Genomic DNA, 22041 nt, shown 5'->3' with positions numbered 1-22041 from the left:
CGAGCATCACACCACCTGCCCGAGCTTGAAGATGGGCAGGTACATCGAGACCACGATGCCGCCGATCAAGGTACCCAGGAAGACGATGATGATGGGCTCCATCAGGCTCGACAGGCCGGCCACGGCCTCATCCACCTCAGCCTCGTAGAAGTCGGCGGCCTTGCCCAGCATGTGGTCGATGGAGCCGGATTCCTCGCCGATCGCGCACATCTGCAGCACCATCGACGGGAACACGTGGGCATTGGTCATGGCCACGGTGAGGCTGGTGCCGGTGGAGACTTCCTGCTGGATCTTGTCGGTGGCGTCGACGAACAGGGAGTTGCCCGAGGCGCCGCCCACCGAGTCGAGCGCTTCCACCAGCGGCACGCCGGCCGCGAACATGGTGGACAGCGTGCGTGTCCAGCGCGCCACGCAGGCCTTCTCGACCAGCGGGCCGAAGATGGGGATGCGCAGCAGCAGCCGGTCCATGAAACGCTGCATCTTCTCGTTGCGCTTCCAGGCCTGGAAGAAGAAGTACAGGCCGCCGCCGATGGCGGCAAAGATCACGTACCACCACTTCACGAAGAAGTCGCTGATGCCCATGACGATCAGCGTGGGCGCCGGCAGGTCGGCGCCGAACGAGGTGAACACCTCCTTGAACGCCGGGATCACCCAGACCATGATGATCGACACCACGACGAAGGCCACGATGACCACCGCGGACGGGTACATCAGCGCCGAGCGGATCTTGCTCTTGATGGCCTCGGTCTTCTCCATGTAGGTGGCCAGGCGGTCGAGCAGGTCTTCCAGGATACCGGCGGCCTCGCCGGCCTCCACCAGGTTGCAGTACAGCGCGTTGAAGTACATCGGGTGGCGGCGAAAGGCCGTGCTCAGCGACGAGCCGGTCTCCACGTCGGTGCGCACGTCATTGAGCAGCTTGGTGACGCTGGCATTCGTGCTGCCCCGGCCCACGATGTCGAAGGCCTGCAGCAGCGGTACGCCGGCCTTCATCATGGTGGCGAGCTGGCGGGTGAACAGCGCGATGTCCTTGGGCTTGATCTTCTTGCCCGAGCGCATCCTGCGCTTCTTGATCTTCGACGGCAGCACGCCCTGGCGCCGCAGCGATGCGATGACCTGGTTCTCGCCGCCGGCCCGCATCTCGCCGCGCACGACCTTGCCCTGCCGGTCCTTGCCTTCCCATTCGTAGACGGTTTCGTTGGGACTCTTTCTGGCGGATGTTGTTGTTGCCGTTGCCATTTCCCTCTCCCTTGCAAAATTATTCGTTGGTGACTGCCAGCACTTCCTCGAGCGACGTCAATCCTTTTTGTACTTTGTGCAGGCCCGAGCCGCGCAGCGAGCGCACGCCTTCGGCACTGGCCTGTGCAGCGATCTCCAGCGCCGAGCCTTCGCGCAGGATGATGCGCTGGATCTCCTCGGACACCGGCATCACCTGGTAGATGCCGACGCGGCCCTTGTAGCCATTGTTGCACTCGTCGCAGCCCACGGCCTCGTAGGGCACCCAGGTGCCGTCCAGGTCCTCCTCGCGAAAGCCCGCATCCAGCAGCGATTCGTGGGGGATGTCCGCCGGGCGCTTGCAGACCGGGCACAGCCGGCGGGCCAGGCGCTGGGCGGTGATCAGGATCACGCTGGACGCGATGTTGAACGGCGCGATGCCCATGTTGCGCATGCGCGTGAGCGTGGTCGGCGCGTCGTTGGTGTGCAGCGTGGACAGCACCAGGTGGCCGGTCTGCGCGGCCTTGATGGCGATGTCGGCGGTTTCCAGGTCGCGGATTTCACCCACCATGATGATGTCCGGGTCCTGGCGCAGGAAGGCGCGCAGCGCCGCCGCGAAGGTCAGGCCGGCCTTCTCGTTCACGTTCACCTGGTTGACGCCGGGCAGGTTGATTTCCGATGGGTCTTCCGCCGTTGCGATGTTGACGGCGGCGGTGTTGAGCATGTTCAGGCAGGTGTAGAGCGACACCGTCTTGCCCGAGCCGGTCGGGCCGGTCACCAGGATCATGCCGTAGGGGCGGTGGATGGCGTCGATCAGCCGGGCCTTTTCCTCGGGCTCGTAGCCCAGCGCGTCGATGCCCATCTTGGCGCTGCTGGGGTCGAGGATACGGATCACGATCTTCTCGCCGAACAGCGTGGGCAGGGTGCTGACGCGGAAGTCGATGACCCGGTTGGGGCCCATCTTCAGCTTCATGCGGCCGTCCTGCGGCACGCGCTTTTCCGAGATATCCAGGCGCGAGATCACCTTGATGCGCGAGGCGAGCTTGTCCTTGATGCCGATGGGCGGCGAGGCGATCTCGCGCAGCTCGCCATCGATGCGGAAGCGGATGCGGTAGGTGTTCTCGAAGGGCTCGAAGTGCAGGTCGGAGGCGCGCATGTTGAACGCATCCACCAGCATCTTGTGCAGAAAACGCACGATCGGGGCGTCTTCGACATCGTTCGCCTCGTCGGCGGCCTGCTCGGCGCGGTCGTCGGTGAGTTCGAAGTCGATGTCGTCGTCGCCGACGATGGCATCCAGGCTTTCGCTGGTCGATTTGCCCAGGGTTTCGAGCGCCTTGGCGATCTTGTCGTGCTCGGCCACCACCCAGTCCACGCCGAGCTGCGTGGAGAACTTGATCTGGTCGGCAATGGAGTGGTCGGTCGGATCGGCCGCAGCCACCACCAGGCGGCTGCCGCGCTTGGCCAGGGCGATGATCTTGTGCGTCTGCTGCAGCTTGCCGTCCAGCAGCCCGGCGGGCAGGCGCTGCAGGTCGATGCTGTCCAGGTCCAGGATAGGCACGCTGAAGACCGAGGAGATGATGTCCGCGACATCCCGGGCGGATACGGCACCCGCGTCGGTCAGCTCGGCGATGAAGCTGTTGCGGTTTTTCTGACTCTTGGCGTAGATGGCCTCGGCCTTGGCCAAGGGGAGCTTGTTGCTGCTGACCAACGCCCGGGCGATACCGGGCAGGGCAAGCGTCGTCGCGGCGGAGGAGGTCTCAGGCTCGGTCATGTAGCCAATTGTCAATATTGGTGAAAAATTATCTTTAGGCCGTGCGGACTGTAGCAGTGGTTGGTGGAAAAAGAAATGCGATGCCGCTCACTGCGGCCTAGACGGAGCGGGAAAGCAACTGTGCTGCCAGCGCGTGCAAGGCCTGTGCATATTCGTTGTCGGCCAGCCCCTCGAGGGACTGTATGGCCTCCTGGGCCTGGGCGGCGGCGGCGTCGCGCGTGGCGTCCAGCGCGCCGGTGTCCCGCACCACGCGGATGATGGCGTCCATGTGCGGCGTTTCGCCTTCGGTGATGGCGGTCTCGATCATCGCCTTGTGCTCGGGCGAGGCCCGGCGCATGGCGATGATCAGCGGCAGCGTGACCTTGCCTTCGCGCAGGTCGTCACCCAGGTTCTTGCCCATCAGGTCGGCGTCGCCGGCGTAGTCGAGCACGTCGTCGATCACCTGGAAGGCCGTGCCCAGTGCCTGGCCGTAGCTGGCGCAGGCCTGCTCCACTTCGGGGCCCGCATTGGCCAGCACCGCACCCAGGCGGGCGCTGGCCTCGAACAGCTTGGCGGTCTTGGAGCGGATCACCGACAGGTAACCGGCCTCGTCCAGGTCGATGTTATGGGTGTTGATCAGCTGCTGCACCTCGCCCTCGGCGATCACGTTGGTGGCTTCCGACAGGATCTGCATGACCTTCATGCTGTCGGCGTCCACCATCATCTGGAAGGCGCGCGAGTACAGGAAGTCGCCCACCAGCACGCTGGCCGCGTTGCCGAAGCTCTCGTTGGCGGTGGGGCGGCCGCGGCGCAGCGTCGATTCGTCCACCACGTCGTCGTGCAGCAGCGTGGCGGTGTGGATGAACTCGACCACCGCGGCCAGGTTGAAGCGCTGCGCGCCCCGGTAGCCCAGCGCCCCGCACACCAGCAGCAGCAGCGAGGGCCGCAGCCGCTTGCCGCCGGCGGCAATGATGTAGTGGGAGATTTCGCCGATCAGCGGCACCGAGGAGCTCAGCCGTTTTGCAATCAGTGCATCAACCTGGCGCATGTCGTCGGCGATGAGCGTCAGGGGGTTGGCGGCATGAGGGGCGAGGGAGTTGGACAAGGCGAGACACTCGGTGGATCAACGGGACTCGGCATTATAGGAAACCGCCCGGGTTTTCCTGAGCGGGAAAGCCTCCTGCGCTACAGCGCGCGTGGCTGCAGCCCTACCCGCACGCGCCGCCCACCACAGTCAGGATGGGACTCCACGGTGACGGGCAGCCAGCGGGCGATGACCGCGGCGTTGGTGGCGCTGCGCGGGCTCCAGGCGCTGGCCGTGTAGCTGGCGGGGCGGCCGCTGCGCCATACCGCCAGGGCCAGCGGCAGCATCCACTGGTCCGCGAGATAGGGGCCGAGCGCGGCGCCGCTGGTCTGGTAGGCCTGCACGGTACGGGCCACGCGGGCGGCCACCTGCTCGGATGAGATGCCCGGCTGGCCGAAGCCGCAGAACACCTCGGTCAGCTCCTGGTGCCGCAGGATGGCCAGCAGCGCATTGCCCGGCCCCTCGTTCTGGCGCGCCACCGCCTGGCGCAGCTGGCCGCGCTCATGGGTCCAGCCCAGGTGGCGGCCGATGGCCTCCAGCTCGCGCGCCGGTATGCGGCGGGGCAGGCCGGGCGCCAGCGCCTCGGCCCAGGCGTCCTGCAACGGGCCGGGCTCCGGCAGGTCCACCGGTGCGAGCGCCGCGGCCGGGCGCACCGTGGCCTGCACCTGCCCACCGCCGGCGGGATGGAAGCCCCGGCGCAGCAATTGCAGCTCCAGGCCCACGCCCAGCCGCGCCAGCAACGGCGCGAAGGCGTTCTGCAGAAAGTCGAAGGGCGGCGCCATCGGGTTGTGCGTGCCGCCGCTCAGCTGCAGGCGGCTGTCGCCGTCGGCCAGCATCAGCGCGGGCAGCACGGTCTGCAGCACCAGCAGGCAACTGCCGGCGCCGGCCACCGGGAAGTGGTAATTGCCGGCGCGCACCGGCCCCGGGGTGAAGCGCAGCGCGGTGCTGCCCGGCTCGGCGCCTTCCGCCGCGCCGCCGCATACGCCGGCCGCCGCCTGCACGCAGGCCAGGTGCTGGCGCATCAGCCCGGGCTTAGGGCGCCCCGCGCGGATGCGCTCCATGGCGAGCGGCCGCCCGGTGACCATCGCCAGCGCCAGGCTGGTGCGCAGGATCTGGCCGCCGCCTTCGCCCTGCGAGCCGTCGATGGCCACGGCCTCGGATAAGGTGTTTTGCATAAAATATGCCTCCAGCGCTTGTGCAGTAAGCGCAAGCAGCTATCTTTTTTGAATATTGCGCTGGCTGCGGTTGGCACGCGCAGTTCCTAGCCCTTCACGCAGACCACCTGCTTGAGCGTGTACACCACCTCCACCAGGTCCTGCTGCGCGGCCATCACGGCGTCGATGTCCTTGTAGGCCATCGGGATCTCGTCGATCACGTCGGCGTCCTTGCGGCATTCCACGCCCTCGGTGGCCTGGATCTGGTCGGCCACCGTGAAGCGCTTCTTGGCCTGGGTGCGGCTCATGGTGCGGCCCGCGCCGTGGCTGCAGCTGTTGAAGCTCTCCGGGTTGCCCTTGCCGCGCACGATGTAGCTCTTGGCGCCCATGCTGCCCGGAATGATCCCCAACTGGCCCTGCGCGGCGCTCACCGCGCCCTTGCGGGTGACGAAGACCTCCTGGCCGAAGTGCGTCTCGCGCTGCACATAGTTGTGGTGGCAGTTCACCGCTTCCACATGCGTCTCGAACGGCTTGGCGATGGCCTGCCGCAGCGCCTGGATCACGCGGACCATCATCACCTCGCGGTTGGCGGCGGCGAACTTCTGCGCCCAGCCCACGGCCTTCACGTAGTCGCCGAAGTAGCGCGCGCCTTCCTCGAAGTAGGCCAGGTCCTGGTCGGGCAGGTTGCGCTGGTGCAGCTCGGCGTCCTTCTTGGCCAGCTCGATGAAGTGCGTGCCGATGGCGTTGCCCACGCCGCGCGAGCCGGAGTGCAGCATGATCCACACGGCCTGCCGTTCATCGAGGCAGAGCTCGATGAAGTGGTTGCCGGTGCCCAGCGTTCCCAGGTGCTGGTAGTTGTTGGTCTTGGCCATGCGCGGATGCGCTTCGCAGATTTCCTCGAACTCCTGCGCCAGCGCGGCCCAGGCGCGGTCGGTCTCGGCCGGCGGGGTGTCCCAGGCGCCGCGGTCGCGGCCCTGGCGCGTGGGCGTGCGGCCCACGGGCACCGCGCGCTCGATGGCGGCGCGCACGCCCGAGAGGTTGTCGGGCAGGTCGCTGGCTGCCAGCGTGGTCTTGCAGGCCATCATGCCGCAGCCAAGGTCCACACCCACGGCCGCCGGGATGATGGCCTTGAGTGTGGGCACCACCGAGCCGATGGTGGCGCCGATGCCCAGGTGCACGTCGGGCATCACCGCCACATGCTGGTAGACGATGGGCAAGCGGGCGATGTTGCGCAGCTGCTTGCGGGCGTCTTCCTCCACGGGCACGCCGCGGGTCCACATCTTGACGGGCACGCCGTTCGGGACTTCCTCGATGTCGTACGGTGGTTGGGTCATTTTTTGATTCTCCTGGTTCAACGCATTTTCACCAGGCCGTTGAGCACCTGGTCGAGTCCGCCAAAGACGGAAATCTTGTCGATGCGCTCGGCCACGCGCTCCAGCGTCTCCAGCTCCTTCATGCGCAGGGCCACGGGGTTGTCCTCCATGACCTTGGCGGTGTTGAGCAGCGAGCGCGTGGCGGCGGTTTCCTCGCGGCGGCGGATCACGTTGGCCTGGGCCTGCTTCTCGGCCTGCACCACCTGGGTCAGGATGGCCTTCATGTCGCCGGGCAGCACGATGTCCTTCACGCCCACGCTCTCCAGCTGCAGTCCGTAGGCAGGCAGCCTGGCGGCCATGTGCGTGCCGACCGTTTCGTCGATCGCCGTCTTGTTCTCCAGCAGCTCGTCGAGCGTGCGCGTGCCCACGGCGGCGCGCAGCGCGAATTGGAGCTCGCGGTACAGGTGCTCGGCGGGCTTGGGCAACTGGCGATGGGCCAGCAGCACATCGGTGTAGCGCCAGGCCGCATTCAGGTTGACACGCAGGCCCACCTTGTCGCGGGTCATGATGTCCTGGCCCGAGACCTCCATGGCTTGCAGGCGCAGCTCCACGATCTCGTGCTTGAGCGCGCGGCCGAACTTCCAGAAGCCATGCGTGCCCGGAGGCAGCAGCGGCTGCAGCTGGCCGTCGACCGTCAGCACGGCGCAGGCCGACTCGGGCACCTCGACCAGCGCCACGCCTGCCAGTCCCGCCATGGGACGGGCACGCAGCGCGGACTGCGCCAGGCGCGCCACCAGCGCAGGCGGCAGCGCGGCGCCGGCGCGCAGGTCGACGATGTCCACGTCCACCTCGGCCAGCCCCTTCCAGTACAGGCGGCGTGTGGCGGGCGGCAGGATTTCGACCAGCACGCCGTTTTCGCTGCGCAGGCCGGCCTCGTGCTCGGCCAGCTCCACGCGCACGAAGTGCTCGGCCATGACCTCGGGCTCGCGCGTCAGCAGGTAGTCGGCGAGGCTGTGCGCGAACGCGGCCTGCTCCAGCGCAAAGGTTTCCACGCGCAGGCTGTCGAAGCCGCTGAACAGGCGGTGCGTGCCGCTGGCCAGCACGCGCTCGAAACTGCCGTTGCGCAGCAGGATGCCTTTTTCGTTCTTCTTGATCTGTACGGTCATGATTCTCAGCATTTTTTTCTCCTTGTCGTATCGCGGTTGCCGTTACAGCGGCGGCGGGGCCCCAGGGGCGCAGCTTCGGGCCATGCAGTGCGCCGGTGCTGCGGCCCGATGGTCATCGGGCGGCCGCGCGGCTGGCTGCGGGCGCGGGCTGCGCCGGGTCTGGCGCAAACCGCCGCCGGCTGACGGGGAGCGGCGCTGGAATGGCTGCTGCCATCCCGCATCTGCGCCCCGCGTTCGGCGGGTGGTCTTTCGACCGTTTCAAGGCCGGCCCTTGCGGGCCGGCGGTCATGGGCAGGATTCGAACCTGCGACGGACTCCTTGCGAAGTTGCTCTTCCCACTGAGCTACCAGTTGGTGGCACGCCTGGAGTCGAACCAGGCACCACGAAGGGTGGTTTCCACAACCGTGCCGTTCACCAGGTGCTTGCGCCGTGCGGCATACCGCCTACCAACAGTGCCTCGCAAGGCATCCGGGTTGGCGGCACCGGCAGGGCGGGCTTGGGGCCCCAACCCTGTCCTGTGAGCGTTCGGCGCCTGCACCTGATGCCTGGTCTATTGCCAGATGCGTGCCAAGTTTTCTGCCTGCCGGCCAATTTCCACCAATGCATTGATTTTCAAGAGGAAAAAATTTGATGATCGTGGAAGGGGGCGATGCGTATCTTGAGAAAAATAGATAAACAGCTAGATTTATAGATAATGAGATATGGCTAAAAGCAAGGTTGTCATCGGATTCCTGGGTACGCAGCTCGACGCCGGGCGGGGTGCGGGCCGGTGGCAGAAATGGCGTCCCTCGGTGTCTTTGCTCCAGCACGAAGACATGGTCGTCGACCGGTTCGAGCTGCTGTACACGCCACCGCATGCAGAACTGGCCGAGCTGGTGCGCGGCGACATGGCCACGGCATCGCCGGAGACCACGGTGAGCCTGGTGCCGCTGGACATTGCCGATCCCTGGGATTTCGGCGAGGTCTATGCGCGACTGTTCGACTGGCTGCAGGGCTACCGCTTCGATGCGGAGCGCGAGGAGTACTGGGCCCACATCACCACCGGCACGCATGTGGCGCAGATCTGCATGTTCCTGTTGGTGGAGTCGCGTCGCATCCCGGGCGTGCTGGTGCAGACCTCGCCGCCCAAGCGCCAGCGGGAGGGCGATCCCGGCACCTATGCCCTGATCGACCTGGATCTGTCGCGCTACGACGGGATCGCGCAGCGCTTCGGCTCGGAGCAGCGCGATGCGGTGCAGTTCCTCAAGAGCGGCATCGCCACGCGCAATGCGCGCTTCAACGCCTTGATCGACGAGGTGGAGCGGGTGGCGGTGCGCTCGCGCGCGCCGATCTTGTTCACCGGGCCCACGGGCGCGGGCAAGTCGCACCTGGCGCGGCGCATGTATGAACTGAAGCGGGCGCGCCACCAGGTGGAGGGGGAGTTCGTCGAGGTGAACTGCGCCACGCTGCACGGCGATGGTGCCGCATCCACGCTGTTCGGGCACAAGAAGGGCTCCTTCACCGGCGCGGCGGCTGAGCGCGCCGGGCTGCTGCGCACCGCGCACCGGGGCGTGTTGTTTCTCGACGAGATCGGCGAGCTGGGCCTGGACGAGCAGGCGATGCTGCTCAAGGCCGTCGAGGAAAAGCGCTTCTACCCGCTGGGCAGCGACCGCGAGGTGGAGAGTGATTTCCAGCTGGTCGCCGGCACCAACCGCGACCTGCGCCGCGAGGTGGCCGAGGGGCGCTTCCGCGAAGACCTGTTCGCCCGCATCAATCTGTGGAGCTATGTGCTGCCGGGACTGGCGGCGCGGCCCGAGGACATCGAGCCGAACATCGACTACCTGCTGGTGCGCGCGGCGGCCGAACTCGGCGGCGCCGTGCGCTTTGCCACCGAGGCCCGGTCCGCCTATCTGCGCTTTGCCGCATCGGGAGAGGCGCTGTGGCGCGGCAATTTCCGCGACCTGTCGGCCAGCATCATGCGCCTGGGCACGCTGGCAGAGGGCGGGCGCATCAGCGTGGGGCTGGTCGAGGCCGAGATTGCGCGCCTGCGCTGGCTGTGGCAGCCGCAGGCCGAAGCTTTGGGGGTGGCCGAGGGCGTGGAGGACGCGCTGCGGCAACTGGTGGGCGCCGAGGCCTGGGAGGCGCTGGACCGGTTCGACCGCATCCAGCTGCAGGGCGTGTGGGAGGTTTGCCGGCGCGCGCGCAGCCTGTCGGATGCAGGGCGCACGCTGTTCCAGGCCTCGCGCGGGCAGCGCACGGTGGTCAACGACGCGGACCGGCTGCGCAAGTACCTGACGCGCTTCGGTCTGTCGTGGGATCTTGTGGCTGGCTAGGGGATGCCTGCAACCCCCAGGGCGCGTGGGATTTCAAGGACTTGCGTCAATTGTGCAGTGGTGATAGAATAGCGGGCTCTGCAGAATTTTTGCAGAGGTATTCCTGAATACACGAGGTTCAATATGTACGCGGTCATAAAAACCGGTGGCAAGCAGTATCGCGTTGCTTCCGGCGAAAAAATCAAGGTAGAACAGATTGCTGCGGACGTTGGCCAGGAAATCGTGATCGACCAGGTGCTCGCAGTCGGCAACGGCGCTGAGCTCAAGGTTGGCACGCCCCTGGTGTCCGGCGCAACGGTTACGGTCACGGTGGTGGCTCATGGTAAGCACGACAAGGTTCGCATCTTCAAGATGCGCCGTCGCAAGCACTACCAGAAGCGCCAAGGTCATCGTCAGCAGTACACCGAATTGCAAATCGGTGCAATCGCTGCTTAACAGGAGCTATATCTCATGGCACAGAAAAAAGGCGGCGGCTCTACGCGAAACGGACGTGATTCCAAGCCGAAAATGCTGGGCGTGAAGGCTTTCGGTGGCCAGCTGGTCAGCGCAGGCTCCATCATCGTGCGCCAGCGCGGCACCAAGTTCCACCCCGGTGTGAACGTGGGCGTGGGCAAGGATCACACCTTGTTTGCTCTGGCGGATGGCCATGTGTCCTTCGAAACGAAGGGTGCACTGTCCAAGCACACGGTGAACATCACCAAGGCAGCCTGATAGGCGCCTGGAGCACGTGGACCCGGTTCCGGGTCCATCCACAAGGCCCCGCCCGTGCGGGGCTTTGTTGTTTTTATTGCATATGCGGCCGGTGCGACAATGCGGGCGAACCGGGCTGAATCGAGATAGCAACCATGAAATTCGTTGACGAGGCTTTTATCGACGTTGCCGCAGGCGACGGTGGCAATGGGTGCGTCTCTTTCCGCCACGAGAAGTACAAGGAATTCGGCGGGCCCAATGGCGGCGACGGCGGCCGGGGCGGCCATGTCTTTGCCATCGCCGACGTGAACCTGAACACCCTGGTGGACTACCGCTATTCGCGCCGCCACGAGGCCAAGCGCGGCGAGCACGGCATGGGCTCCGACATGTTCGGCGCGGCGGGCGACGACATCACGCTGAAGATGCCGGTGGGCACCATCATCACCGATGCCGAGACCGGCGAGGTGCTGTACGAGCTGCTGACGCCCGGCGAGGTGGTGACGATTGCCAAGGGCGGCGACGGCGGCTTCGGCAACCTGCGCTTCAAGAGCGCGATCAACCGCGCGCCGCGCCAGAAGACGCCCGGCTGGCCCGGCGAGCGCAAGAACCTGAAGCTGGAGCTGAAGGTGCTGGCGGACGTGGGCCTGCTTGGCATGCCCAATGCGGGCAAGTCGACCTTCATCTCGGCGGTGTCCAACGCGCGCCCCAAGATTGCGGACTACCCCTTCACCACGCTGCACCCCAACCTGGGCGTGGTGCGCGTGGGGCCGGAGCAGAGTTTCGTGGTGGCCGACATTCCGGGCCTGATCGAAGGCGCCTCCGAAGGCGCGGGCCTGGGGCACCAGTTCCTGCGCCACCTGCAGCGCACGCGGCTGCTGCTGCACGTCGTGGACGCAGCGCCGTTCGACGAGAATGTCGATCCGGTGGCGCAGGCCAAGGCCATCGTGGCCGAGCTCAAGAAGTACGACGCCGAGCTGTACGACAAGCCGCGCTGGCTGGTGCTGAACAAGCTCGACATGGTGCCCGGGGACGAACGCGCTGCGCTGGTCAAGGATTTCGTCAAGCGCTTCAAGTGGAAGGGGCCGGTGTTCGAGATCTCGGCACTGACGCGCGAGGGCTGCGAGCCGCTGATCCGCTCGATCTACGAGCATGTCCACAAGGTGCAGCTGCAGGAGCAGGGCTATGTCGAGGTCGATCCGCGCTTCAAGGACGAGGAGACGCCGGACTTGTCCGACGACCCGCGCTTTGCGCCGCCGGCCTGAAAACTCCTTTTTTGATAGCTGCTGGCGCTTGCCAGTAAAGCGTTTGAAGCCAATTTTATTCAAAAAATGACATCGCATGTTCTGCGCGACGCACGTCGCATCGTCGTCAAGGTGGGCTCCAGCCTGGTCACCAACGAGGGCCGGGGGCTGGATGAGGCAGCCATCGGCGAGTGGAGCCGGCAGCTGGCGGCCCTGGTCGGCGGCAAGGACGGCGTGCGCCGCGAGGTGATCATGGTCTCCAGTGGCGCCGTGGCCGAAGGCATGAAGCGCCTGGGCTGGGCGCGCCGCCCGCAGGAGATCCACGAGCTGCAAGCGGCGGCGGCCGTCGGCCAGATGGGCCTGGTGCAGATGTACGAGACCAAGCTGCGCGAGCAGAACCTCGCCAGTGCCCAGGTGCTGCTGACGCACGCCGACCTGGCCGACCGCGAGCGCTACCTGAACGCCCGCGTCACGCTGCTGACGCTGCTGCGCCTGGGGGTGCTGCCGGTCATCAACGAGAACGACACGGTGGTCAACGACGAGATCAAGTTCGGCGACAACGACACGCTGGGCGCCCTGGTGGCCAACCTGGTGGAGGCCGATGCGCTGGTGATCCTGACCGACCAGAAAGGCCTGTACACCGCCGATCCGCGCAAGAACCCGGATGCCCAGTTCGTGCACGAGGCCCAGGCCGGCGATGTGGCGCTCGAAGCCATGGCCGGCGGCGCCGGCTCCGGCATCGGCAAGGGCGGCATGCTGACCAAGATCCTGGCGGCCAAGCGGGCGGCGGGCTCGGGCGCCTCGACGGCCATCGCCTGGGGGCGCGAGCAGGACGTGCTGCTGCGCCTGGTGGCAGGCGAATCCATAGGCACGCTGCTGGTGGCCCACACGCCCAAGAAGCAGGCCCGCAAGCAGTGGATGATGGACCACCTGCAGTTGCGCGGGGCCGTGGCGGTGGACGAGGGCGCAGCCCGCAAGCTGCAGCAGGAAGGCAAGAGCCTGCTGCCCATTGGCATGGTGAGCGTCGAGGGCGAGTTCTCGCGCGGCGACGTGATCGCCGTCAAGGACGCGCAGGGCCGCGAGATCGCCCGGGGCCTGGCCAATTACTCCAGCGTCGAGGCGCGGCGCCTGTGCCGCAAGTCGTCCGGTGAGATCGAGCAGTTGCTGGGCTACATGGGTGAACCGGAGATGCTGCACCGCGACAACATGGTGCTGATGGGCACGGCGGCCTGAATGCAAAAAGCCCCCCGGGATTTCGTCTCGGGGGGCTTTTTTTATCTATCGCATGCCCAGGTCGGAACTGGGATCGGGATCGAAGGTAGCGCCGGGCGGCAGCTCCATCTCCTGCATGGTGCGCAGCGGCGAATGGAAGGACAGCGAGCCGGTTTCGCCCGCGGCGTGGCCATGCAGCGGCGCGGTCCGGTGGCGCATATCCTGCCGCGGCGCGGTGGAAAGGCCCTCGCCATGGTCGCGCTGGCGCGTGCCGCTGCGCAGATAGCGGTTGCGCAACTCGTTGCGCGGCAGAAAGCGCGACAGCTCGGTCAGCGCCAGCTCGTAGACGCCGCGCTTGAACTCCACCACCACGTCCAGCGGCACCCAGTAGTCGTTCCAGCGCCAGGCGTCGAACTCGGGATGGTTGGTGGCGCGCAGATTCAGGTCCCAGTCGTTGCCTGTCAGCTGCAGCAGGAACCAAATCTGCTTTTGTCCGCGATAATAGCCTCTTGCATCGCGACGGATATAGCGCTCGGGCACCTCGTAGCGCAGCCAATCTCGCGTTCTGGCCACAATACGAACATGATCCGGTCGCAAGCCCACTTCTTCGTGCAGCTCACGAAACATCGCCTGCTCAGGGGTTTCTCCACGGTCGATACCGCCCTGCGGAAACTGCCAGCTGTGGGTGCGGATGCGTTTGCCCCAGAACACCTGGTTGCGCTGGTTGAGCAGGATGATGCCGACGTTAGGCCGAAAGCCTTCTCTGTCCAGCATAATCTAACCCCAATTTTTTAAACTGCATCCATTATGCCCGCCGCCGATACCACCAACACGCGGGCAACTACTTAACACCATGAAAGCATCTCAATTTCTGATTTCCACTCTCAAAGAGGCGCCTGCGGACGCGGAAGTCGTCAGCCACAAGCTGATGACGCGCGCCGGCATGATCAAGAAGCTGGGCGCAGGCATCTACAACTACATGCCCATGGGCCTCAGGGTGATTCAGAAGGTCGAGGCCATCGTGCGCGAGGAGATGAACCGCGCCGGTGCCATCGAGGTGACGATGCCGGTGGTGCAGCCGGCCGAGCTGTGGCAGGAGACCGGCCGCTTCGACAAGATGGGCCCGGAGCTGCTGCGCATCCAGGACCGCCATGGACGTGACTTCATCGTCCAGCCCACCAGCGAAGAGGTGGTGACGGACATCGGCCGCCAGGAGTTCAAGAGCCACAAGCAGCTGCCCAAGAACCTCTACCAGATCCAGACCAAGTTCCGCGACGAGCGCCGTCCGCGCTTCGGCCTGATGCGCGGCCGCGAGTTCATCATGAAGGACGCCTACTCCTTCGACAAGGACAAGGACGCCGCCCAGGTCAGCTACCAGGGCATGCGCGCGGCCTACAAGCGCATCTTCGACCGCTTCGGCCTGCAGTACCGCGCGGTGCGTGCCGACAGCGGCGCGATCGGCGGCGACCTGAGCGAAGAGTTCCAGGTGATTGCCGCCACCGGCGAGGATGCCATCGTCTACAGCCCGAACAGCGACTACGCGGCCAACATCGAGAAGGCCGAGGCGCTGGCGCCCACCGCGCCACGCGCTGCCGCCGGCGAAGCCATGGCCAAGGTGGCCACGCCGGGCAACAGCACCTGCGAATCGGTGGCCACGCAGTTGGGCCTGCCGCTGGCACGCACGGTGAAGTCGCTGGTGCTGGCAACGGACGCCACCAACGAGGCCGGCGAGATCGTCAAGACCCAGGTCTGGCTGCTGCTGCTGCGCGGCGACCACGAGATGAACGAGATCAAGGTCGGCAAGGTCGAGGGCCTGGCGGGCTTCCGCTTCGCCACCGTGTCCGAGATCGAGGCGCACTTCGGCTGCCAGCCCGGCTACCTGGGCCCCATCGGCCTGCAAAAACCGGTCAAGCTGGTGGTGGACCGCGAGGTGGCCGTGATGGCCGACTGGATCTGCGGCGCCAACGAGGCGGACTACCACCTCACCGGCGTCAACTTCGGCCGCGACCTGCCCGAGCCGGACGTGGTTGCGGACCTGCGCAACGTGGTCGCCGGCGATGCGTCGCCCGACGGCCAGGGCTTGCTGGCGATCGAGCGCGGCATCGAGATTGGCCATGTGTTCTACCTGGGCACCAAGTATTCCCAGGCCATGAACGCCACCTTCCTCGACGAGAACGGCAAGCCCCAGTTCTTCGAGATGGGCTGCTACGGCATCGGCGTGACACGCCTGCCGGCCGCGGCCATCGAGCAGAACCACGACGAGCGCGGCATCATCTGGCCCGACGCGATCGCGCCGTTCACCGTGGTGGTCTGCCCCATCGGCTTCGACCGCAGCGCCGAGGTCAAGGCTGCGGCCGAAAAGCTACATGACGACTTGGCGGCCGCCGGCGTGGATGTGATACTGGACGACCGCGGCGAGCGCCCTGGCGCCATGTTTGCCGACTGGGAGCTGATTGGCGTGCCGCATCGCGTGGTGCTGTCCGACCGGGGCCTGAAGGAAGGCCAGCTCGAATACCAGCACCGCCGCGATACCGAAGCCACCAAGGTGGCGGCGGCCGATGTGCTCGGGTTTGTGCTGCAACGTATCCAAAACTGATGAGTCCTGAGGGGAAAAGCCATCGCAGCGATGGCCTGCCGGCGGTGCCGGCCGGCCTGTCGCGCCGCGCCTGCATCCTGTCCGCAATGGCCGGGCCGGGCGCGTGGCTGGCCGCGCCCCAGGCGGCCCATGCCGGCGGGCAGCTCGAGGAGCCGCTGATCGATTCGGTGCGCACGGCGCTCAGTGCCGCCGTGGGCAGTAACGCGCCGCCCGAGCCGGTGTTCGTCTCCACCGAGGCCAAGATCCGCTACCTGCGCTGGCTGGGCTCGATGAGTGACCGCCTGCGCAAGCGCAAGCCCGACTGGGAGATCCGCCGCGATTTCCTGCAGACCGTGTGGTACGAGTCGCGCCGCGCGCGCCTCGACGAATCGCTGGTGCTGGGGCTGGTGCAGGTGGAGAGCGGCTTTCGCAAGTTCGCCGTGTCGTCGGTGGGCGCGCGCGGCTACATGCAGGTGATGCCGTTCTGGACGCGCGCCATCGGCGACGGCGACCCGGAAAAGCTCTTCCACATGCAGACCAACCTGCGCTTTGGCTGCGTGATCCTGCGCCACTACATCGACCGCGAGAACGGCGACCTCTTCATGGCGCTGGGCCGCTACAACGGCAGCCGCGGCAAGGACACCTACCCGAACCTGGTGTTCGGCGCGCAGCGCAACTGGCTGCACTCCGACAAGGTCGAAGCCTAGGCCTTCCAGCCGCGCAGCACCGCCCACTGGCTGGTGGCCAGCGCTGCGATCAGCAGGGTGTAGCCGGCCAGCGTGCCGTCGCGGCCCCAGAGCATGAGGGCCACGAAGAGCGCGACCACCCCCGCCAGAAAATGCAGCGCCAGCTGCCCGTACCAGGGCAGCAGCGCCTGCGTGCGGCGGGCGAAGAGCCAGCGGCCGGCCACCAGCAGCACGCTCAGCGCGGCGGCCGGGGCACAGAAGTTCATCAGGTGCAGCAGGGCGGTCGAGGGATTCATGGAAACGTGATGCAGATCAAGGTGGGCGCAGCAGCCGCAGGGCTGTCTTACCTGTGCGACGCTCCAGGTTGGGGCATTATTTTATAATCGTGGGCTATGGCAGTCTGGGCCCTCGGCATCAATCACAACACGGCACCGCTTGATATCCGGGGCCGTTTTGCGTTTGCGCTCGACCAGATCGCGCCCACGCTGCACAGCCTGCGCAGCAGCCTGTCGGGCCCGCACCGCCACACCGGCGTGGAAACCGCCATCCTCTCGACCTGCAACCGCACCGAGATCTACTGCGCGGCCGACGCCCCGGCGCTGGACCACACGCTGCACTGGCTGGCGCACAGCGGCAACGTGCCGGCCGATGCGCTGCGCAGCTACACCTATACGCTGCAGGATGGGCTGGTGGCGCGCCATGCCTTCCGCGTGGCCAGCGGCCTCGATTCGATGGTGCTGGGCGAGGCCCAGATCCTCGGCCAGATGAAGAACGCCGTGCGCGCCGCCGAAGAGGCCGGCGCGCTGGGCACCACGCTGAACCAGCTGTTCCAGCGCAGCTTCTCGGTCGCCAAGGAAGTGCGCAGCGCCACCGAGATCGGCGCCAGCAGCATCAGCATGGCGGCGGCGGCCGTGCGGCTGGCGGGCCAGCTGTTCGAGGACCTGTCCAAGATCCGCGTGCTGTTCGTCGGCGCGGGCGAGATGATCGAGCTGTGCACCACGCACTTCGCCGCCAAGCATCCCGAGCGCATCACCATCGCCAACCGCACGCTGGACCGCGGCGAGAAGCTCGCGGCCCGTTTCGGCGCCGGCGTGATGCGCCTGGCCGATCTGCCCGAGCACCTGCACGAGTATGACGCCGTCATCAGCTGCACCGCTTCCAGCCTGCCGATCATCGGCCTGGGCGCGGTCGAGAGCGCGCTCAAGAAGCGCAGGCACCGCCCGATCTTCATGGTCGACCTGGCCGTGCCGCGCGACATCGAACCCGAGGTGCAGAGCCTGCGCGACGTCTACCTGTACACCGTGGACGACCTGGCCGGCGTGGTGCAGAGCGGCCAGGCCTCGCGCCAGGCCGCGGTGGCCGAGGCCGAGACCATCATCGATGCCGGCGTGCAGAGCTTTTTGCACTGGATGGACCAGCGCCGGCCCGAAGGCGGCTCGGTGCAGCTCATCCGCCAGATCAACGCCCAGGCCGATGCCTGGCGCGCGCAGGAGATCGAGCGCGCCCGCAAGCGCCTGGCCAAGGGCGACGACCTGGACGCCGTGCTCGAGGCGCTGTCGCGCGGCGTGGCGCAGAAGATGCTGCACGGCGCGATGGCCGAGCTGCACACCGGCGATGCCGCCTCGCGCGCGCAGACGGCCGAGGTCGTGTCGCGCCTGTTCCTGCGTTCTCACAACAAAAACAGCCTCTAGCGCAGGTGTAGGCTGCGCTGACAGCTCTCATTTGCAGAGCAGCTCCGGTGCCATGGCGCGCCGGCCTTTCCTTCCCCCGTACCGGTTTTCCCCCATGAAAGACTTTCTCCGCCAGCAACTGGAGCGCTATGCCGAGCGCCTGAAGGAGCTGGACTTCCTGCTCTCGCGCGAAGACATCATGGCCGACATGGCGCAGTTCCGCGTGCTCTCGCGCGAGCATGTGGACGTGTCGGCCGTGGCCGGCCGCTACCAGCGCCACCAGCAGGTCGAGGCCGACGTGGCCACCGCCCGCGAGATGCTGGCCGACCCCGACATGGCCGACATGGCGCAAGAAGAGATCGCCAGCGGCGAGGCCGAGCTGGAGCAGCTCGAAAGCCAGCTCCAGCGCATGCTGCTGCCCCGCGACCCCGATGACGCGCGCAACGCCTTCCTCGAAATCCGCGCCGGCACCGGCGGCGACGAGTCGGCGCTGTTCGCGGGCGACCTGGCGCGCATGTACACGCGCTACGCCGAGCGCCAGGGTTGGCGCGTGGAGATCATGAGCGCCAACGAGTCCGAGCTGGGCGGCTACAAGGAAGTGGTGCTGCGCTTCGAGGGCCAGGCTGGTAACGGCCCCTCCGGTGGCGGCATCTACGGCGCCATGCGCTTCGAATCGGGCGGCCACCGTGTGCAGCGCGTGCCCGCCACCGAGACCCAGGGCCGGATCCACACCAGCGCCTGCACCGTGGCGGTGATGCCCGAGCCCGACGAGCACCAGGCCATCACGCTAAACCCGGCCGATTTGCGCATCGACACCTTCCGCGCCAGCGGCGCCGGCGGCCAGCACATCAACAAGACCGACTCGGCCGTGCGCGTGGTCCACCTGCCCACCGGCATCGTCGCCGAATGCCAGGACGGCCGCAGCCAGCACAGCAACAAGGCCAAGGCGCTGCAGGTGCTGCAGGCGCGGCTGCAGGAGAAGGAGCGCAGCGAGCGCGCCGCCAAGGAGGCCGCGATGCGCAAGGGCCTGATCGGCAGCGGCGACCGCAGCGACCGCATCCGCACCTACAACTTCCCGCAGGGCCGCATGACGGACCACCGCATCAACCTGACGCTGTACAAGCTCGGCTTCATCATGGACGGCGACCTGCAGGAGTTGATGGAGTCGCTGCAGGCCGCCCGCGAGGCCGAGCAGCTGGCCGAGCTGGAAGTCAACCAATAAACCAGGAGCGGCTGGCGCTTGCTGCACAAGGATTTCAAATGCTTTTGTATCTGAAATGCCTATGCAACAAGCGCCAGCAGCTATCAAAACCATGAGCGCCACCACCACCGTCGCCCAGGCCCTGCAGCAAGCGCTGGCGCGCGGGCTGCCGCGCATCGACGCCCAACTGCTGCTGCTGCACGCACTGGGCCAGCCGCTCGACGCCCGCGCCTGGCTGCTCACGCACGACGGCGATGCCATGGAGGATGTCGTCGCCGGGGCGCAGCAGGCCTTCGAGGCGCTGTGCCAGCGCCGCCTGGCCGGTGAGCCCGTGGCCTACCTCACCGGCCGCAAGGAGTTCTACGGCCTGCAGCTGCAGGTCGACGCCCGCGTGCTCGATCCGCGCCCCGACACCGAAACCCTGGTGGACTGGGCGCTGGAGCTGCTGCCCGGCGGAGATGGACACCCTTTGCGCCTGGCCGACCTGGGCACCGGCAGCGGCGCGATCGCGCTGGCGCTGCAGAGCCAGCGGCCGGCCGCCGAGGTCTGGGCCGTGGATGCCAGCGACGATGCGCTGGCCGTGGCCCGCGCCAATGCCGAGCGGCTGCGGCTGCCGGTGCGCTTTGCGCGCAGCGACTGGCTGTCGGCCCTGGAAGGGCGGTTCGACGCCATCGTCACCAACCCGCCCTACATCCGCGACGACGACCCGCACATGGCCGCGCTGCGCCACGAGCCGCGCCAGGCGCTGACCAGCGGCGCGGACGGCCTCGACGACATCCGCCGCATCGTGCAGGCCGCGCCCGCCCATCTGCGCGACGGCGGCTGGCTGCTGATCGAGCACGGCTGGGACCAGGCCGGCGCCGTGCGCGCGCTGTTGGCACAGCAGGGCTTCTCGCAGGTGCAAAGCCGCGAAGACCTCGCCGGCATCGAGCGGGCCAGCGGCGGATGTTGGCCTGCCGCCCGGGTTTTGCCAGTCGTGAAATAATCAACCATCCTTATCAGAAACCCCCACCTACCACCATGAGCGACACCCAGCAACGCATCGACCAACTGGTCAAGGGCAACGACATCCTGCTGTTCATGAAGGGCACGGCCAGCTTCCCGCAGTGCGGCTTCTCCGGCCGCGCCGTGCAGATCCTGAAGGCCTGCGGCGTCGAAGCCAAGAACATCGCCACCGTCAACGTGCTCGAGGATCCCGAGATCCGCCAGGGCATCAAGGACTACAGCCACTGGCCCACCATTCCGCAGCTCTACGTGCGCGGCGAGTTCGTCGGCGGCTCGGACATCATGATGGAGATGTACGAATCGGGCGAACTGCAGCGCCTGGTGAGCGCGCAGGGCTGATCCCCGCCGCCGCAACGAGCCGCCTCCGGGCGGCTTTTTCGTGGCCGGGCGGCAGATACACTGGAATACCTCTTGTTTTCCTGAACCATCCATGAGCGTGCTCCAAAGCCTTCTGGTCATCGTGGCGCTGATCGCCGCCAGCGCGTTCTTTTCGATCGCGGAGATTTCGCTGGCGGCGTCGCGCAAGCTGCGGCTGCGCCAGATGATGGAGGAGGGCGATGCCCGCGCCGAGCAGGTGATGCGCACGCAGGACCAGCCGGGCGAGTACTTCACCGTGGCGCAGATCGGCGTGAATGCCGTCGCCATCCTGGGCGGTGTGGTGGGCGAGGGCGCGCTCACGCCGTTCTTCTCGTCGTGGCTGGAACTGTGGCTGTCGCCCGAGCGCGCGGCCACCGTGGGCTTTCTGGCCTCGTTCACGCTGGTGACCTCGCTGTTCATCCTGCTGGCCGACCTGAGCCCCAAGCGCCTGGCGATGGCCGAGCCTGAGCGGCTGGCCGTGCTGGTCAGCCATCCGATGGCATGGCTGACGGCGTTGTTCAAGCCGCTGGTGTGGCTGTTCGGCAAGCTGGCCAACGGCGTGGCCACGGTGCTGGGCCTGCCCACGGTGCGCGACGACCGCATCACCTCCGACGACATCCTGGCCATGGCCGAGGCCGGCACGCGCGCCGGGGTGCTGGCCGAGCAGGAGCAGCAGGTGATCGAGAACCTGTTCGAGCTCGATACGCGCACCGTCGGCTCGGCCATGACGCAGCGCGACCGCATCGCCTTCTTCTACCGCGACGACAGCGACGACATCATCCGCGCCCGCATCGCCGAGGAGCCGTTCTCGACCTACCCGGTCTGCGTGGGCGACATCGACCACGTGGTCGGCTACGTGGACGCCAAGGACCTGTTCCAGCGCGTGCTGAACAACCTGCCCATCTCGCTGGCCGACGATGCGCTGGTGCACAAGGCGCTGGTGGTGCCCGACCGGCTGACGCTGGCCGAGGTGCTGCTGCAGTTCCGCCAGGCGCACGAGGACTTCGCCATCATCGTCAACGAATACAGCCTGGTGGTGGGCGTGGTCACGCTGAACGACGTGATGAGCACGGTGATGGGCGACCTCGTCGGTCCGGTGAGCGAGGAACTGATCGTGCAGCGCGACGAGACTTCGTGGCTGATCGACGGCATCACGCCCATCGAGGACGTGGAGCGCACGCTGGACCTGGAGCCGCTGCCGCACCCCGGCGAGTACGAGACCCTGGGCGGCTTCCTGATGGTGATGCTGCGCCGCATTCCGCGCCGCACCGACAAGGTGCGCTGGGGCCAGTACCAGTTCGAGGTGATGGACGTGGACAGCTACCGCATCGACCAGGTGCTGGTGACGCTGGTCGACACTGCGCCGACGGCTTCCGGCAGCAGCGACGCGGGCTAAGATGCCGCGGTAAATAA

At 66.9% G+C, this 22041-nt stretch carries 20 protein-coding genes and 1 tRNA gene; 12 read left to right on the top strand and 9 right to left on the bottom strand.

Going from position 1 to position 22041, the window contains the following annotated elements:
- Positions 1-6 precede the first annotated feature (6 nt).
- The 7 genes from ACYVKR_RS08315 to ACYVKR_RS08285 form a co-directional block, all read right to left on the bottom strand.
- Positions 7-1236, bottom strand: coding sequence for a type II secretion system F family protein (locus ACYVKR_RS08315; RefSeq protein ID WP_460480338.1), 1230 nt, complete (start codon positions 1234-1236; stop codon positions 7-9).
- A gap of 19 nt (positions 1237-1255) precedes the next feature.
- The gene (gene pilB, locus ACYVKR_RS08310) at positions 1256-2983 is read right to left on the bottom strand and encodes a type IV-A pilus assembly ATPase PilB (RefSeq protein WP_460480337.1); all 1728 of its coding nucleotides are present in this window, start codon (positions 2981-2983) and stop codon (positions 1256-1258) included.
- 97 nt (positions 2984-3080) lie between these two features.
- Positions 3081-4010 carry a polyprenyl synthetase family protein gene (locus tag ACYVKR_RS08305; RefSeq protein ID WP_460480675.1) on the bottom strand — a complete coding sequence of 310 codons (930 nt, stop codon included), beginning with the start codon at positions 4008-4010 and terminating at the stop codon, positions 3081-3083.
- Positions 4011-4147: 137 nt separating this feature from the next.
- A complete protein-coding gene (gene rtcA / locus ACYVKR_RS08300) occupies positions 4148-5221 on the bottom strand; it encodes an RNA 3'-terminal phosphate cyclase (protein ID WP_460480336.1) in 1074 nt (357 codons plus the stop codon).
- Positions 5222-5307: 86 nt separating this feature from the next.
- Positions 5308-6534 carry an RtcB family protein gene (locus tag ACYVKR_RS08295; protein WP_460480335.1) on the bottom strand — a complete coding sequence of 409 codons (1227 nt, stop codon included), beginning with the start codon at positions 6532-6534 and terminating at the stop codon, positions 5308-5310.
- 17 nt (positions 6535-6551) lie between these two features.
- Positions 6552-7691: a slipin family protein gene (locus ACYVKR_RS08290; protein ID WP_460480334.1), complete on the bottom strand. Its 1140-nt coding sequence runs from the start codon at positions 7689-7691 to the stop codon at positions 6552-6554.
- A 273-nt stretch (positions 7692-7964) separates the two neighbouring features.
- Positions 7965-8027: transfer RNA gene (locus ACYVKR_RS08285), tRNA-OTHER, on the bottom strand.
- A 353-nt stretch (positions 8028-8380) separates the two neighbouring features.
- Between ACYVKR_RS08285 and rtcR the strand changes: the two genes are divergently transcribed.
- From rtcR to proB, 5 genes are all read left to right on the top strand, one after another.
- Positions 8381-9991, top strand: a complete 1611-nt coding sequence (gene rtcR / locus ACYVKR_RS08280; protein WP_460480333.1) for a sigma 54-dependent transcriptional regulator — start codon at positions 8381-8383, stop codon at positions 9989-9991.
- A 123-nt stretch (positions 9992-10114) separates the two neighbouring features.
- A complete protein-coding gene (gene rplU / locus ACYVKR_RS08275; RefSeq protein WP_460480332.1) occupies positions 10115-10426 on the top strand; it encodes a bL21 family ribosomal protein in 312 nt (103 codons plus the stop codon).
- Positions 10427-10441: 15 nt separating this feature from the next.
- Entirely contained in the window at positions 10442-10702 is a 261-nt protein-coding gene (rpmA, locus tag ACYVKR_RS08270; RefSeq protein ID WP_460480331.1) for a bL27 family ribosomal protein, read from the top strand.
- A gap of 134 nt (positions 10703-10836) precedes the next feature.
- Positions 10837-11943 carry a GTPase Obg gene (gene cgtA / locus ACYVKR_RS08265; protein WP_460480330.1) on the top strand — a complete coding sequence of 369 codons (1107 nt, stop codon included), beginning with the start codon at positions 10837-10839 and terminating at the stop codon, positions 11941-11943.
- 66 nt (positions 11944-12009) lie between these two features.
- Positions 12010-13155 (top strand): glutamate 5-kinase, encoded by a 1146-nt coding sequence (proB, locus tag ACYVKR_RS08260; RefSeq protein ID WP_460480329.1) that lies wholly within the window; start codon positions 12010-12012, stop codon positions 13153-13155.
- Positions 13156-13200: 45 nt separating this feature from the next.
- Here proB and ACYVKR_RS08255 read toward each other — a convergent pair whose 3' ends face one another.
- Positions 13201-13908 carry an RNA pyrophosphohydrolase gene (locus tag ACYVKR_RS08255; protein ID WP_460480328.1) on the bottom strand — a complete coding sequence of 236 codons (708 nt, stop codon included), beginning with the start codon at positions 13906-13908 and terminating at the stop codon, positions 13201-13203.
- Positions 13909-13987: 79 nt separating this feature from the next.
- Between ACYVKR_RS08255 and ACYVKR_RS08250 the strand changes: the two genes are divergently transcribed.
- The gene (locus ACYVKR_RS08250) at positions 13988-15730 is read left to right on the top strand and encodes a proline--tRNA ligase (protein ID WP_460480327.1); all 1743 of its coding nucleotides are present in this window, start codon (positions 13988-13990) and stop codon (positions 15728-15730) included.
- The gene (locus ACYVKR_RS08245; RefSeq protein WP_460480326.1) at positions 15730-16416 is read left to right on the top strand and encodes a lytic transglycosylase domain-containing protein; all 687 of its coding nucleotides are present in this window, start codon (positions 15730-15732) and stop codon (positions 16414-16416) included. Before ACYVKR_RS08250 ends, ACYVKR_RS08245 begins: the two co-directional genes overlap by 1 nt.
- On the opposite strand, the gene ACYVKR_RS08240 is transcribed toward ACYVKR_RS08245, so the two are convergent.
- Positions 16413-16691: a hypothetical protein gene (locus ACYVKR_RS08240; protein WP_460480325.1), complete on the bottom strand. Its 279-nt coding sequence runs from the start codon at positions 16689-16691 to the stop codon at positions 16413-16415. The genes ACYVKR_RS08245 and ACYVKR_RS08240 overlap by 4 nt on opposite strands.
- Before the next feature lie 96 nt (positions 16692-16787).
- Here ACYVKR_RS08240 and hemA point away from each other — a divergent pair, with 96 nt between their 5' ends.
- The 5 genes from hemA to paeA all read left to right on the top strand — a co-directional run bounded on the left by hemA (position 16788) and on the right by paeA (position 22024).
- Positions 16788-18086, top strand: coding sequence for a glutamyl-tRNA reductase (gene hemA, locus ACYVKR_RS08235; RefSeq protein WP_460480324.1), 1299 nt, complete (start codon positions 16788-16790; stop codon positions 18084-18086).
- Positions 18087-18180: 94 nt separating this feature from the next.
- Positions 18181-19287: a peptide chain release factor 1 gene (gene prfA, locus ACYVKR_RS08230; RefSeq protein WP_460480323.1), complete on the top strand. Its 1107-nt coding sequence runs from the start codon at positions 18181-18183 to the stop codon at positions 19285-19287.
- 91 nt (positions 19288-19378) lie between these two features.
- A complete protein-coding gene (gene prmC, locus ACYVKR_RS08225; protein ID WP_460480322.1) occupies positions 19379-20251 on the top strand; it encodes a HemK/PrmC family methyltransferase in 873 nt (290 codons plus the stop codon).
- Positions 20252-20286: 35 nt separating this feature from the next.
- Complete coding sequence (grxD, locus tag ACYVKR_RS08220) at positions 20287-20610, top strand: glutaredoxin family protein (RefSeq protein ID WP_460480321.1); 324 nt, start codon at positions 20287-20289, stop codon at positions 20608-20610.
- Positions 20611-20701: 91 nt separating this feature from the next.
- Positions 20702-22024, top strand: a complete 1323-nt coding sequence (gene paeA, locus ACYVKR_RS08215) for a hemolysin family protein (RefSeq protein WP_460480320.1) — start codon at positions 20702-20704, stop codon at positions 22022-22024.
- The last annotated feature ends 17 nt before the right edge of the window (positions 22025-22041 follow it).

The organism is Comamonas humi (assembly GCF_054782535.1).
This window is presented reverse-complemented; position numbering and strand designations above follow the sequence as displayed.

What these genes read in the sequence shown, in the direction of transcription:
- paeA (WP_460480320.1), top strand. Translation starts at nt 20,702, where the DNA reads ATGAGCGTGCTCCAAAGCCTTCTGGTCATCGTGGCGCTGATCGCCGCC.
- ACYVKR_RS08255 (WP_460480328.1), bottom strand. Translation starts at nt 13,908, where the DNA reads ATGCTGGACAGAGAAGGCTTTCGGCCTAACGTCGGCATCATCCTGCTC.
- ACYVKR_RS08290 (WP_460480334.1), bottom strand. Translation starts at nt 7,691, where the DNA reads ATGCTGAGAATCATGACCGTACAGATCAAGAAGAACGAAAAAGGCATC.
- rpmA (WP_460480331.1), top strand. Translation starts at nt 10,442, where the DNA reads ATGGCACAGAAAAAAGGCGGCGGCTCTACGCGAAACGGACGTGATTCC.
- cgtA (WP_460480330.1), top strand. Translation starts at nt 10,837, where the DNA reads ATGAAATTCGTTGACGAGGCTTTTATCGACGTTGCCGCAGGCGACGGT.
- grxD (WP_460480321.1), top strand. Translation starts at nt 20,287, where the DNA reads ATGAGCGACACCCAGCAACGCATCGACCAACTGGTCAAGGGCAACGAC.
- ACYVKR_RS08245 (WP_460480326.1), top strand. Translation starts at nt 15,730, where the DNA reads ATGAGTCCTGAGGGGAAAAGCCATCGCAGCGATGGCCTGCCGGCGGTG.
- rtcR (WP_460480333.1), top strand. Translation starts at nt 8,381, where the DNA reads ATGGCTAAAAGCAAGGTTGTCATCGGATTCCTGGGTACGCAGCTCGAC.
- ACYVKR_RS08315 (WP_460480338.1), bottom strand. Translation starts at nt 1,236, where the DNA reads ATGGCAACGGCAACAACAACATCCGCCAGAAAGAGTCCCAACGAAACC.
- hemA (WP_460480324.1), top strand. Translation starts at nt 16,788, where the DNA reads ATGGCAGTCTGGGCCCTCGGCATCAATCACAACACGGCACCGCTTGAT.
- rplU (WP_460480332.1), top strand. Translation starts at nt 10,115, where the DNA reads ATGTACGCGGTCATAAAAACCGGTGGCAAGCAGTATCGCGTTGCTTCC.
- pilB (WP_460480337.1), bottom strand. Translation starts at nt 2,983, where the DNA reads ATGACCGAGCCTGAGACCTCCTCCGCCGCGACGACGCTTGCCCTGCCC.
- prmC (WP_460480322.1), top strand. Translation starts at nt 19,379, where the DNA reads ATGAGCGCCACCACCACCGTCGCCCAGGCCCTGCAGCAAGCGCTGGCG.
- ACYVKR_RS08250 (WP_460480327.1), top strand. Translation starts at nt 13,988, where the DNA reads ATGAAAGCATCTCAATTTCTGATTTCCACTCTCAAAGAGGCGCCTGCG.
- ACYVKR_RS08240 (WP_460480325.1), bottom strand. Translation starts at nt 16,691, where the DNA reads ATGAATCCCTCGACCGCCCTGCTGCACCTGATGAACTTCTGTGCCCCG.
- prfA (WP_460480323.1), top strand. Translation starts at nt 18,181, where the DNA reads ATGAAAGACTTTCTCCGCCAGCAACTGGAGCGCTATGCCGAGCGCCTG.
- ACYVKR_RS08305 (WP_460480675.1), bottom strand. Translation starts at nt 4,010, where the DNA reads ATGCGCCAGGTTGATGCACTGATTGCAAAACGGCTGAGCTCCTCGGTG.
- proB (WP_460480329.1), top strand. Translation starts at nt 12,010, where the DNA reads ATGACATCGCATGTTCTGCGCGACGCACGTCGCATCGTCGTCAAGGTG.
- rtcA (WP_460480336.1), bottom strand. Translation starts at nt 5,221, where the DNA reads ATGCAAAACACCTTATCCGAGGCCGTGGCCATCGACGGCTCGCAGGGC.
- ACYVKR_RS08295 (WP_460480335.1), bottom strand. Translation starts at nt 6,534, where the DNA reads ATGACCCAACCACCGTACGACATCGAGGAAGTCCCGAACGGCGTGCCC.